Source organism: Rothia sp. ZJ1223 (genome assembly GCF_016900985.1).
Lineage (GTDB): Bacteria > Actinomycetota > Actinomycetes > Actinomycetales > Micrococcaceae > Rothia.
In genome coordinates, this window is record NZ_JAFEUT010000002.1 from 261,558 (window position 1) to 274,508 (window position 12,951).

The following is a 12,951-nucleotide window of genomic DNA, read 5'->3' on the forward strand; positions in this document are numbered from 1 at the left end:
TCAGCTCTTTCGGGTTGATGAGTGAATGTAATCTACAAGATCGGTCAAAACCTGGGGGTCGGTGGTGGGAGGTACACCGTGACCGAGGTTAGCAACGTGGGCGGGGGCGGCGCGTCCTGCTTCAAGAACCTCATCTGTGTGAGCATAAAGCGCCTTGCTGCCTGATGCGAGCAGCGCCGGGTCGATGTTGCCTTGCAGTACAATACCGCCGCCCAAACGGCGATCAGCTTCGTTCAGGGGCAGACGGTAATCAACGCCCATAACGTCGGCACCGGCTTCGAGCATGGCTGGCAAAAGTTCTGCGGTACCGGTGCCAAAGTGGATGCGGGGCACGCCGTAGTCTTCGACCATCGACAAAGCGGTGGCTGAGTGTTCTTGAACAAAACGACGGTAGTCGGCTTCACCCAAAGAACCAGCCCACGAGTCAAAGAGCTGCACAGCTGATGCGCCAGCTTCAATCTGAGCTTTCAAGAACTGACCGGAGGTACGCGCTGCCCAAGCGGCGAGTTTCTGCCAAGCTTCAGGTTCAGCGTGCATCATGGTGCGGGGCTTGAGGTGATCGCGTGAGGGACCGCCCTCCACCATGTAAGCGGCAACGGTGAAGGGAGCACCCGCAAAACCAATCAACGGGGTTGAGCCCAGCTGCTCGATGGTGTTGGCGACTGCCTCACGAATAACGTCAAGGGCTGATTCTTCAAGCTCGGGCAGGTTATCAATATCGCTTAGGGAGTTGATGGGTGATTCCAGAACGGGACCTCGACCGGGAACAATGTCAACATTGACGCCGGCGAGCTTCATCGGAATCACGATGTCAGAGAAGAAAATACCGGCGTCCACCTTGTGGCGGCGTACCGGCTGCACTGTAATCTCAGCGGCAAGATCAGGGGTGAGGCAAGAATCAAGCATGGCAATGCCTTCACGTACCTTGCGGTATTCTGGCAACGAACGTCCTGCTTGGCGCATAAACCACACCGGGGTGTGCTCAGCTTCGCGCCCGGTCAGGGTACGAAGCATTGCTGATTCGCCGGTTCCGGCAGTTTTCAGCGGGTGGGACGCGGGCAAAAGTTCTAGCTGCTGATCTGTGAGCAGGGCACGTTGACGCAAAGTATTAGCCATACATTCTATTGTGCCAAGTTAACAGCTGCATTTTGCAGACAGAGTGTCATTATTGCCCAGCTTTCGACGTCAGTGTTAGCTCAGGGTTAATCTTTGGTACTGTGGATAAGTTCAAAGAATTCTTACAAGATACTTTCTATGACCATCTTTACCCTCGTTGCATCACATAAAACAGTTGATCTGGAAACCGTTGCCAAACTCAGCACCGGGGCTATTGATTTACCCAAAAACCTCAAAGAAGAGGGTTTTGAGGGGTCTGTTATTCTCTCTACCTGCAACCGGTTAGAGCTCTATGTTGAGACCAGCTCACAGGCGGCACCGGCTGAGAGCCACCGGGCACAGCAGGTTGAAGAGAATAAGCGCGTCATTATTAGCCAGCTGGCTCAGCTCTCTGGCATTGATACCCAGGTTGCCCTCGACAGTTTTGAAACTTACGTTGATCATGATGCTGCCCACCATCTTTTCACCGTGGCATCCGGTCTAGAATCTGCGGTGGTTGGTGAACGCGAAATTACCGGTCAGGTGCGTCGCGCCATTGCTACAGCTCAAGAGGACGGTCACGCCACCGGTAACCTGGTGCGCCTCTTTAACCAGGGCACTCAGACTGCCCGGCAGGTCGGTCAGCAAACTGCTCTGGGCTCGCGGGGGCGCTCAATCGTTTCCGTTGCTCTTGATTTAGCGGACGACGTTGCTGAAAAAACGTGGGAAGACCGCACAGCGCTTGTTTTTGGCACCGGCGCATACGCGGGGGCAACGATGGCAGCGCTAGCTGATCGCGGGTGTACACGCGTCCTCGTTTTTTCTCGCTCCCACCGAGCCGAAGAGTTTGCAGCTAAGCGCGGCGGTATACCGGTTGCAGATGGTGCGCTCGAAGAGGCAATGGCTGAGGCGGACGTTATTATTGGTTGTTCTGGCGGTTCAGCTCCCATTACCGCTCATCAGATTCCTGCAGGCAAGCGCGTAGTTCTTGACTTGGCACTCACCCGAGACTTTGACCCGTCTATTGCAGAGCTTGAAGGCGTTGAGCTTATCACCTTAGAATCGGTGCGTTTAGCAGCCCCAGAAGAAACAGCTGAATCCGTTGAGATGGCACGCTCCATTGTCGCGGCGGCAAGTTCTGAGTTCACTCAAAAAGAAAAGGCACGCGACATTGATGCCGCAATTGTTGCCCTTCGCTCACACACCCTGAGTATTCTTGATACCGAACTTGAAAAAGTACGCACCCAGTTCGGCTGCTCAGGAGCCTCCGAACACCTAGAATTTGCTATGCGTCGAATGGTGAAGTCTTTACTTCACTCCCCCACCGTTCGCGCAAAAGAGCTAGCAAAAGAAGGACGCGCCGATGAGTACATTGCCGGATTAGAGGCTTTATACGGCATCGAAGTTGAATCATCAGTTACCCCGGCTGAGAGAGACTACAAGGTATCCTAAGCCTTCTTCGCACCACCTCCTCAGAGTAAAGAGTGCGGTGAGAAGATTCGTTATAGTCCCCTTACCCCGAGTTATCGTTCATTGTGCGCCAGCACCTAAACCGAAGATGAAGCATGACAATTGTTGATGAATCAGCGTCACCTAAGGCAACGAGCATAGAAGAAGATTCGCGTGATGAGACTAGCGGAACCCTTGAGATCCAGGTTCCTCGCAAACCAATAAAATCAGCGAAAAAGAAATCCACAAGGAGCCGTAAGTCTACAGTACGGTTGCCGCGTGATACCCGCCGCCGTCAGCTCATTGACTGCTCACTTCGAGTATTTTCGGCCCAGGGCTATCATGTCACCACGATGGAACATATTGCCGAAGAGGCTCAGGTTTCAAAGCCCGTGTTGTACCAGCACTTCAACGGTAAACAGGATCTGTATCTAGCATTGTTGGACGATCAGATCGCCCAGTTCGTTGCGGCTGTTTCGGCACCCCTCTATGAGACCGAGGTTAACCGTGATCGTGTGGAGGGCGTCCTCATGGCGTTCTTCAAATTCACCCGCGCCAACCCCCAGGGGTACCGCCTCATCTTTGAATCTGATGTTCACGGCGATTTGATGGTACAAGATAAAGTTGAGGGTTTGCACCGCACTATGGCGGAGCATATTGCTGGCATTTTAGGGCCCAACGCCGGTCTTGATAGCCAGCAGGCAGTCTTACTTTCGCGCACTCTCTCTGGCATGGCGCTGAGCGCCACCCAGCACGCCCTGCACTCGGGTATGAGCCCCACAGACCTCGACCAGGTGGGTAAGCTCGTCTTCAAGCTCGCCTGGGGTGGTGTTTCAATTCTGGACGAGGACTGGCTCTAAAGTGCGCTGTCGCATCGAGTCTTGGTTTCTTGCGGATGTTCTCTCACAGAGATGTTGCACCGGCAGGTACACCGGTAGCTTGTAGACTTGGACGCAAGACGTCTTCACCTGCCACCAAAGTGTGGCGCACACGTTTAGGGGTAAAATATGGATATCAAAATTGGCGTGCAGAACGTTCAGCGTGAAATTGTTGTTGACACCGACGAATCAGCAGACGCTGTTAAGGCTAAGGTTGCTGAATCTCTCGCAAACGGTTCGGTGCTTGAACTGACCGATTCAAAGGGCACCATTATCTTGGTTCCCGGCGCTCAGCTGGGCTACGTTGAAATCGGTGCTGAAACCAAGCGTCGCATTGGTTTTGGTTTCAGCGAGGCATAAACGCCTCTAACAATGAGAGCTTCGGCAGAAGTTTTGCAGCCGGTGGCACCTGACTCTCCCAAGGGTCCACGGTGTCACCGGTTATTTTATGCCGGTATGCGTTCACGCTGAGAACGCATGAAATACAGGTGTGTGCTCGCTCATTCCCACAAATAGCGCTCAAGCGTATAGACTTAGTGGAGTCTATGCGGTTGCCCGGTCGTTGGTGAGTAAAACACAATACATAGACTTTAGATACGCTCTATAAGCCCCAAAAGCGCGGCGAGAGCGTAGCGCGCATATTCACGATCGGCTTCCCTCAATTTTCATTGGTGTTTACCGCGACGGTGACACAGGACTTTATAAGGAATTTCGAGACGTGAACGAAGAAGATAAGACATTCGTTGATTACGGTGTTCGCGAGGACATCGCCGCTGCCTTAGCGGCTAAGGGCATCGCCCAGCCCTTCCCCATTCAGGCGCTCACCCTGCCGGTAGCGCTTGAAGGTCACGACATTATTGGTCAGGCGAAAACTGGTACGGGTAAAACTCTGGGCTTTGGTTTGCCCGCTATTCAGCGCGTGGTAGGACGCGAGGATGCCGGTTGGGATTCACTCAAGGTTCCCGGCGCACCCCAGGCTCTTATTATTGTTCCCACTCGTGAGCTGGCTGTTCAGGTGGGGTCAGATTTGAGCGCGGCTGCTGCCCAGCGCAACGCTCGCATTGAGACTCTCTACGGTGGCTCCCCCTACGATGCTCAGGTGAAGGCTCTTGAAAAGGGCGTGGAGATTGTCGTGGGCACGCCCGGTCGCCTGATTGACCTGCACCGTCAGAAGTACCTTGACCTTTCACAGGTGAAGATGGTGGTTCTTGATGAGGCTGACGAAATGCTCGATTTGGGCTTCTTGCCCGATGTCGAGCGTCTTTTGGCAGCTCTGCCCGAGGTGCGTCAGAGCATGCTCTTCTCGGCTACTATGCCCGGACCGGTGCTGACCATGGCACGCCGCTACATGACCAAGCCTATGCACATCCGTGCAGAAGCTCCCGGCGATGATTCAAAGACCAAAGCCTCTATTCGCCAGGTCATTTACCGCGCGCATCCGCTGGATAAAGACGAGATGGTGGGGCGTATTCTGCGTGCTGAAGGCCGCGGTCGCACCATTATCTTCACCCGCACCAAACGCAGCGCTGCTAAACTCTCTGAAGAACTAATCTCACGCGGTTTCGCCGCCGCTGCCCTGCACGGAGATCTCAACCAGGGCGCGCGAGAGAAGGCGCTCCAGGCTTTCCGCGATTCTAAGATTGATATTTTGGTGGCTACCGATGTGGCTGCCCGCGGTATAGACGTTGACGACGTTACGCACGTGATCAACTATCAGATGCCCGAGGATGAAAAAGCCTATACCCACCGCACAGGTCGTACCGGTCGTGCATCTAACGAAGGTACCGCTGTGACTTTCGTGGACTGGGAAGACGTACCGCGCTGGAAGTTCATCAACCAGGCACTGGAACTCAACGTTCCTGAACCGGTAGAAACCTACTCTTCGTCTCCCCACCTCTTCACTGATCTGGGTATTCCTGCCGGATCTAAAGGTAGGTTACCGAAAGATGAGCAGACTCTTGAGGGCATTGGTTCACAGCGTCAGGACATCGACTCGCGTGATTCTCGCGGTGGCGGTGGCGGTCGCGGTGAAGGACGCGGTGGCTCAGACCAGGGACGCGGTCGTGGCGGTAATCGCCGTCAGCGTTCTGATGATCGTCGTTCAGAAGGCACCCGTTCGGCGAATAAGCGTTCTGAGGGTAAGGTCTCTTCGGAAGATGCTGGCGAGAAGCATTCAGAGCGTCCTACTCGTCGCCGTACCCGTGCAGAGGGAACCGAGCAGCGTAGCAAGACAGTAGAAAAGCGTGAGGATGGCACCCGCCGCCGTCGCCGCCGCCGTAACCCATCAGCTGAAACTGAGTAGGACTGTTCGTTGACCCGTTTTGACGCCGACGGCCATTCGTTGGTGGTTCAGGCAGATAATCTTTCGTATCTGCGTGAACTGCCCGATGGGGTATTCACCATGATTTATATTGACCCGCCTTTTAACACAGGGCGGGTTCAGACCCGTAAGACTCTCGCCACTACCCCTGTTGAGGAGGGTAGAGGTGACCGGGTGGGGTTTGCTGGCAAGTCGTATTCTTCGGTACTGGCTCAGCTGGCAAGTTATTCGGATAGTTTTGAGGATTACTGGGGTTTTTTGGAGCCTCGCATCACAGAGGCTCACAGGCTGTTGGCTGACGATGGTACCCTGTACTTGCACCTTGATTGGCGTGAGGTTCACTATGCCAAGGTTATGTGCGACATGATTTTCGGTAGGGAATCGTTCATTAACGAGCTGATTTGGGCCTACGATTTTGGTGCCAAATCGTCTCGTCGTTGGCCGACCAAGCACGACAATATCTTGGTTTACGCAAAGAACCCTAAGGCATACTACTTCAATACTGAAGAGGTCGATCGCGAGCCCTATATGGCACCGGGGTTGGTGACCGCTGAGAAGGCGGCGCGCGGCAAGCTACCCACCGATGTGTGGTGGCATACGATTGTCTCGCCCACCGGTAAAGAGAAAACCGGTTACCCTACGCAAAAGCCGTTGGGTCTTCTGCGTCGCATGATTGCAGCATCTACTCGCGAGGGTGATTGGGTGCTGGATTTCTTCGCCGGTTCAGGTACTACGGGTGCAGCTGCGGCTGAAATGGGTAGGCGTTTTGTATGTATCGATCAGAACCCACCGGCTATCAGGATTATGAAGAAACGTCTGGGGACCGTAGGACCTCGCAAGGCTAGTCTTCTGGTCCAAGAGCAGGCTGCAAACGCGGTGACGGCAGTTTTCACCAAGCACCGCTCGGCGCGTGCTATTGAGCAAAGAATCAAAGCTGAAGCCGCTGTTTTAGAAGCCAAACGGTTAGCGCGTGCTGAGCGTAAGGCAGCGAAAGGTGAAAAGCCCGACGTGTAAACCCCGCAGGAGGTCACAGCCCGGCGCGTTCGCGGATGCGCTCCACCATCTGCCCGGTGGTGGTGTTTTCCCCCAGACGGTTGGGTTTGCCTGCCCCGTGATAGTCAGATGCCCCGGTAACAATCAGGTTATGCTTTTGAGCAAGCACGCGCAGTACGGCTCTGTCATCTTCTGCATTATCGCGATGGTTAATTTCCAGCCCGCACAAGCCGGCATCAATCATCTGTTCGAGCAGTTCTACCGATGCCACACGTCCGCGCGAGCGCGCAAACGGATGCGCCATCACCGGCACTCCCCCGGCTGCACGCACCAGTTTCACCGCTTTGACGGGATCAACAGCGTAGTGCGAGACGTAGTAGGGTGAAGCCGGGGTCAAAATAGTGGCAAACGCTTCTGAACGGGTTGAGACACATCCTGCGGTCACCAAAGCATCAGCAATATGCGGACGCCCCACGGTAGCCTCCTCGCCCACGTGCTCCTGCACAAGATCCCAGGTCACCGGGTAATCGACGGCAATGAGATCCACCATTTTCTGTGCTCGGGTGATGCGCGAGTCTCGCGCCAGATTGATCTCCGCAAAAAGGTCAGTGTTTTCAGGGTCATGGTAATAGGAGAGCAGATGAACACTCAGCCCGGAGGTAGCACACGAAACCTCCATGCCCGGCATAAAATCTAAACCGTACACATCAGCAAGCTCAGCAGCTCGCGTCCACCCCACGCATGTATCGTGGTCGGTGAGTGCGAAACCAGTTAGCCCGGTACCTGCGATTTCACCGACGAGTTCGTCTACGGTCTGAGTACCGTCTGAGAGTGCTGAGTGAGTGTGAAGGTCGTATGCCATGACTCTTAGTTTAGCGGCTGGTCCTCACAGCTGTGATCTAACGGTAGAAAAAATAATCAATCACGGTAGAGTAAGAAACATGACTGAAAATTCAACTGACCAAAACATTGAAGAGCGTGTGAAGAACCGCTCTCAGCCACCCACATCACAGGCGTTCAAAGATTTCATGGCGTCCAAGTGGGCAGAGCCTTCCGGCGATATGCCCGCCCGCGATGAGGTCGCTGACTACGCCGCCGCCCGCCGCGCCAAGCTCTCAGCGCGTTTTGTCGGTGAACGCTTGGTGATTCCTGCCGGGCCACTCAAAGTGCGTTCCAACGATACTGACTACCGTTTTCGCCCGCACTCAGCATTCGCCCACCTGACCGGTTTGGGCACCGACCATGAGCCTGATGCCGTGCTAGTGATGGAGCCCGTCGATGAAGGCACCGGCGATAACGGTTCAGCGCACGAGGCGACCCTCTACTTCACCCCGTTGGCAGGTCGCGATAGCGAAAAGTTCTACGCTGACCCCCGCTACGGTGAGTTTTGGATTGGCGCTCGCCCCACCCTGGCTGAGGTTCAGACACAGTACGGTATCAATACCGCTGATCTTGCCGAGATTGAAGTAGCTGTTACTAAGAACGCTGGCAATCAGGCTCTCGGTGGTATCCGTATTCGTTTGGTGCGCGATGTTGATATGAATATGGATGCTTTGGTCGATACCTCGCGGTATAACACCGGCGTTGATTTGGAGCAGTCTGATCAGTTAGACGCCCAGCTCACCGAGGCGCTGAGCGAGATTCGTCTGATCAAGGACGCCGTTGAGGTTGAGAATATGCGTCGTTCGGTGAACGCGACGATTGCCGGTTTTGAAAATATCGTCAAGACGATACCTACTGCCACCGGGCACCGCCGCGGCGAACGTCTAGTAGAGGGCGCTTTCTTTGCCCAGGCTCGCGCTGAGGGTAACGATTTGGGCTATGACACCATTGCTGCCTGCGGTAATAATGCAACGGTTTTGCACTGGATTCGTAATAACGGCACTGTCGATGAGGGCAAGCTGATTCTGGTGGATGCCGGTGTTGAGGATGATACCCTCTACACTGCTGATATCACCCGCACCCTGCCGGTGGACGGCAAGTTCACTGAGATCCAGGCGAAGGTTTACCAGGCGGTGCTTGATGCCGCTGACGCTGCTTTTCAGGTGGCTGTGCCCGGTAACAAGTTTAAGGACGTTCACGCGGCTGCGATGAAGGTTCTCGCGAACCGTTTGGAAGAGTGGGGTCTGCTGCCGGTGTCGGCTGAGGTTTCACTGTCTGAAGTCGGCGGTCAGCATCGCCGATGGATGCCGCACGGCACCAGCCACCACCTCGGTCTTGACGTTCATGACTGCGCCCAAGCGAAGCGTGAGCTGTACATTGAGGGCGTTATTGAGCCGGGTATGGTTTTCACCATCGAGCCGGGTCTTTACTTCAAAGAAGAGGACTTGGCAATCCCTGAAGAGTACCGTGGCATCGGCGTGCGCATTGAAGATGACGTGCTGATTACCGAAGACGGTAATGAAAACCTCTCTGCTGCTCTGCCCCGCGATATCGAAGGAATCGAGCAGTGGATGGCTGACATCCTCAAAACCAACTAACCGTACGCCCCGCGGTTAAGCGCAAGCCCGCGCGTCCTTACCCCTCAAGAAGGGTAGGGACGCGCAGGCTTGTACTCTACGTTATGGTCTTGGTCCCATGAACCTATCGCCGTTGAGATGAATCATGTGCGTCGGTTCATCAGCAATCCAAATCTCGGTATCCCAAGCTATATCAGCAATGAACCTACGCATGACTGCACGGTTGGGAAAACATGATACAAAGACTAGCCCAGCAGAACTGTGCCCAAATATTCCTTGAAGTTCAGCTTTGCGACTGAAATCAACAGGACCGTGGGTGGAGGCAGCTTCTATAAGGTAAAGCCAGTTCTTTTCGCGAAGATAGACCACTACATCAGGGAATTTACCATGAAGATTGTAAGTAATCCCTAACTGCTCTAAAGCATGCTGGTTGGTCGCAACAGATTTTGATTTAGCATCCCCAATAGTTATGACTTCACCTCCAGGAGCAAAGGTTGGGCAAAAATCTTCGATAATTTGTTTGATGAGAGCATTCTGACCGCCGGACTTAATGAACACGTCAGTTCCCGTGGGAAGTGCAACCGGTATTCTTTCAAGATTTTTTCGTTCTTCACGTTGGCGGCTTAGAAGTGATGGGATATCTAATAAATACTTATCAAGTAAAGGGAGAAATTCATCTGTTCCAAATTTTTGGATGACGCACAGCGCCCGGTCATTAATCTTGTAGTTATTCTTTGAAGAATTAGTAGGTCTAGCTGGATCATCTTCATTATGAATGACAAAGCCAACTTCAACAAACTGATGTAATACGAATCGTCGAATAGTCTCCCTGGAGTTTTCTGCGATGGGATGATCAAGTTCTTCACGCATCCAGTCCAAAAGAGCCCTCACACCAAGCCTATAGGACGTTGCTTCTGACCAGTGCTGTTGGGGTTTGAGCTGGACTAACGACAAGAAAGTGCGTGCGGCAGTAGCGTTCGTTCTCTTGGCGTCAAAACCGAATGCTCCGAGGATAACCTGTGCCTCTTCTAAGGTTGCCATTATGCTGCTTTCTTGGATTGATCTGAATAGGAAAATAGGTCTTCGACAGCGCTATCTACTAATGAATCTTCAGCATCTGCTAACCGCAGCAGCTGGCTCTTTGAGGGAAAAGGTAAAGATCTCAAGTCACCGGCGTTCACCTGAGTATGACCACTGAAAATTCTGAAGTACTGATCTACTCTTGAACTTGAAAGCCATTTATGGATTCCTAATGCAAGCTGCCCATTGATCCCTTGCCCATCTGCGTGCAGGTAGTTTAATTTATTGTCCAGTGCCGTCGGCGCTGAGACGTCCAGAACAGCTGAGACAATACGTTTTTTCTCTTCCTTAGCTGAGAATCTCTTCACAAGAACATAGGTTCCGGAATCAAGCGTGTTTTTTTCCTGAACGTCTACGGGAGCATCAAACCACTGTGATTTTTTCACAGTTGCTCGGGGATGAATAACTTCGTTATTCACTATGTTTGCAGGATATAATAAAGGCACAGAAAAAAGAGTAGGCGAGTCTAACAGATATTCTTTAAGTCTAAACCCCACTACTTTGCCTGTTGATACAGATACACCTAAATCTTTGAGCGTATGGGTGGCTTGTTTCATCCACTGCGCCGTATCACTTGAGGCGGCGCCAGATGGTATAAAAATAAAATCATTATCTATAATCGCAGCTACTGGGTATTCCACAGTTTCTGCGGAGCCTGAGGAACTCTTAGCAATTGACACCTTAATATTTTGGGATTGCTGGTGCCCCGCTATGACTGTAATCATTGATTCTTGGAGAACTCCCATGTCGCCAAACACTTCGCTGCGAGAGTCAAAAAGGTAGAGGTGCTCCAGACTAAACCCATCTCTAAGGTCTTTTCGAAACTGTTTATAGTACGTTCCGTTGGTCCATGATCGAGGGGTAATAGCAACGACCTGACCACCTGGATTCAAGAGGTCTAGCGATAGCCTCACGAATGCGGCATAGAGGTTAGGAACTTTGATACCTGCATCAGTAAGCAAAGTATCGTGAAAAGATTTTGAATGAAGCTTTTTATAGGGCGGGTTCTGGACTATCAGGTCGAAAGCGTTACTTTTTTGCTCCAGCGCCCACTCTATAAAATCAGCTGATACAACGGTAGTTTTAACCCCGATTGCGCGTAACTCATGAGCTGCATCTTCTAGTACTGGCAGTAGCTCTGTGTCTTTCTCAATGGCTGTGACCCAGATTTCAGCATTGGGGATTTCTTTGAAAATTCTCTGAGTTAGAGCTGTCATCAGCACTCCCGACCCCGCTCCGGGATCTAGAATCTTGATCACTTCATGGTTATCGGCAAAAGCGTCTAATTGGATTTGCTCGGCGATAGTCTTGGCAACCGCGATGGGGGTAAAGAACTGGCCTAACTCACTTTGGCGAGTTGCATTTAGGCTTCCGAGGGCAGATTCTCGCCGGTTCTGAGCTGCTTCTAACAAATCCATAGTTACTAGAGTAACTCGAAAATACTAGCGAAGAGCTCTCCATCAGCAGCGCGAAAGAAAGCGCAAGTCCGCGCGTCCCTGCCCCTATTGAGGGGTAAGGACGCGCGGACTTACGCTATTTTCAGCTGTCGGGTTTAGCGCTGCTGGTTGTCTTCATCGGGTTTGCGGATGGTTGCCTCGTACTCGGCGGGGTCGGTGATGCGCTTACCGTATTTTTGTACCGGTGGCTCGTTACGTACCGCTTCAACGACGGGGTTGGTTTCGGGCTTTTCGGGCGCATTACGCACCATCGCCTCGTATTCTGCGGGGTCGGTGATACGCAACCCGTACTTTGATTCGCCGTTTGTGGCGGTCGGTGGAGCGAAAGGTGCTGGCTCACCGGCATTGGGTTGAGTAGTCTGCTCTGGCTGCGCAGCAGGCGCTGCTACCGAACCGCGTTCTTGAGACTGCCCAGGGTTCACCGGCACTTGGGGGTTCTGCTCAGGCTGTCTATACTGACCGGGCTCAAAAGGGGCTGCAGGAGGCTGCTGGGGAGGCACCGGCTGCTGCCACTGTGGGTACGGCGGGGGCGTAGACTGTTGCCCCTGCTGCGGGTGAGGATGCGAGTGCTGAGGTGTACCAACCGGTGGCACAAAGCCGGTCGGGGTAGCGCCGAACCCCCGAACACCCAAAATCTGACGTGCCTGCTGTGAGTACTGGGGAACCACCATCAAATCGTAGGACTCCGCAACAGTAGTGGCGCGGGTGGCAAAGGCGTCCTTATTTTTCATTCGAGCCACCGAAAGCACACCTGTCAGCATCCAAAAAGCGATGCCCAGAGGAACAGCAGTCAAAGCGTTAGCGAGAATAGACGTATTCGTCACGAGAGCCATCACCACAGAAATCAGTGCGCCGAAAGTGGCACCCGAAATTGCCCCGCTCAGTGCGGCTTTGGCGTAGGTAATCTTTCCGGCGATAACTTCGACCTGGCGAATATTGTTGCCCACAATGAAGAGAGCCTGAGCAGGAACACCCCCGTCGGTCAGACGCGCAACGGCAGTGTTGAGCTCATCGCGTGATCGGTGGCTGGTCAGTTTATGACCATCGGGAATAGAAGTGAGGGCAGCAGATGCTTTAGCGCGAGGTTGAGTATCGTCCATGCGTTCTATTTTTTCGTACCCCACCGCCCCCTGTCGTCTCAAGTAACCACTTATCGCCACTGGTGAAACGAAAAGCTGAAGAAAAAACGTCATATAGTGCAGATATTGGGGTGCAATACC

Annotated in this window: 11 protein-coding genes; 6 read left to right on the top strand and 5 right to left on the bottom strand. The window is 53.2% G+C overall.

Annotated features, from left to right (window positions below; all coding sequences use genetic code 11):
- Window positions 1–1,116 (bottom strand): uroporphyrinogen decarboxylase, encoded by a 1,116-nt coding sequence (gene hemE / locus JTP09_RS03535; protein ID WP_204877055.1) that lies wholly within the window; start codon window positions 1,114–1,116, stop codon window positions 1–3.
- Window positions 1,117–1,254: 138 nt separating this feature from the next.
- Here hemE and JTP09_RS03540 point away from each other — a divergent pair, with 138 nt between their 5' ends.
- From JTP09_RS03540 to JTP09_RS03560, 5 genes are all read left to right on the top strand, one after another.
- Entirely contained in the window at window positions 1,255–2,547 is a 1,293-nt protein-coding gene (locus tag JTP09_RS03540) for a glutamyl-tRNA reductase (protein ID WP_204877056.1), read from the top strand.
- Window positions 2,548–2,660: 113 nt separating this feature from the next.
- A complete protein-coding gene (locus JTP09_RS03545) occupies window positions 2,661–3,404 on the top strand; it encodes a TetR/AcrR family transcriptional regulator (RefSeq protein WP_204877057.1) in 744 nt (247 codons plus the stop codon).
- 147 nt (window positions 3,405–3,551) lie between these two features.
- Window positions 3,552–3,782, top strand: a complete 231-nt coding sequence (locus JTP09_RS03550) for a DUF3107 domain-containing protein (RefSeq protein ID WP_204877059.1) — start codon at window positions 3,552–3,554, stop codon at window positions 3,780–3,782.
- Between the two features lie 358 nt (window positions 3,783–4,140).
- Window positions 4,141–5,724, top strand: a complete 1,584-nt coding sequence (locus tag JTP09_RS03555; protein ID WP_370592486.1) for a DEAD/DEAH box helicase — start codon at window positions 4,141–4,143, stop codon at window positions 5,722–5,724.
- 9 nt (window positions 5,725–5,733) lie between these two features.
- Window positions 5,734–6,756, top strand: a complete 1,023-nt coding sequence (locus tag JTP09_RS03560; RefSeq protein ID WP_204877061.1) for a site-specific DNA-methyltransferase — start codon at window positions 5,734–5,736, stop codon at window positions 6,754–6,756.
- Between the two features lie 13 nt (window positions 6,757–6,769).
- Here JTP09_RS03560 and JTP09_RS03565 read toward each other — a convergent pair whose 3' ends face one another.
- Window positions 6,770–7,597, bottom strand: coding sequence for a PHP domain-containing protein (locus JTP09_RS03565; RefSeq protein ID WP_204877062.1), 828 nt, complete (start codon window positions 7,595–7,597; stop codon window positions 6,770–6,772).
- 79 nt (window positions 7,598–7,676) lie between these two features.
- On the opposite strand from JTP09_RS03565, the gene JTP09_RS03570 reads away from it, so the two are divergent.
- Window positions 7,677–9,215, top strand: coding sequence for an aminopeptidase P family protein (locus JTP09_RS03570; RefSeq protein WP_204877063.1), 1,539 nt, complete (start codon window positions 7,677–7,679; stop codon window positions 9,213–9,215).
- Window positions 9,216–9,296: 81 nt separating this feature from the next.
- On the opposite strand, the gene JTP09_RS03575 is transcribed toward JTP09_RS03570, so the two are convergent.
- The 3 genes from JTP09_RS03575 to JTP09_RS03585 form a co-directional block, all read right to left on the bottom strand.
- Complete coding sequence (locus JTP09_RS03575) at window positions 9,297–10,235, bottom strand: BsuBI/PstI family type II restriction endonuclease (protein ID WP_204877064.1); 939 nt, start codon at window positions 10,233–10,235, stop codon at window positions 9,297–9,299.
- Window positions 10,235–11,692: an N-6 DNA methylase gene (locus JTP09_RS03580; RefSeq protein ID WP_204877065.1), complete on the bottom strand. Its 1,458-nt coding sequence runs from the start codon at window positions 11,690–11,692 to the stop codon at window positions 10,235–10,237. Before JTP09_RS03580 ends, JTP09_RS03575 begins: the two co-directional genes overlap by 1 nt.
- A 134-nt stretch (window positions 11,693–11,826) precedes the next feature.
- Window positions 11,827–12,831, bottom strand: coding sequence for a general stress protein (locus JTP09_RS03585; protein WP_204877066.1), 1,005 nt, complete (start codon window positions 12,829–12,831; stop codon window positions 11,827–11,829).
- Window positions 12,832–12,951 lie beyond the last annotated feature (120 nt).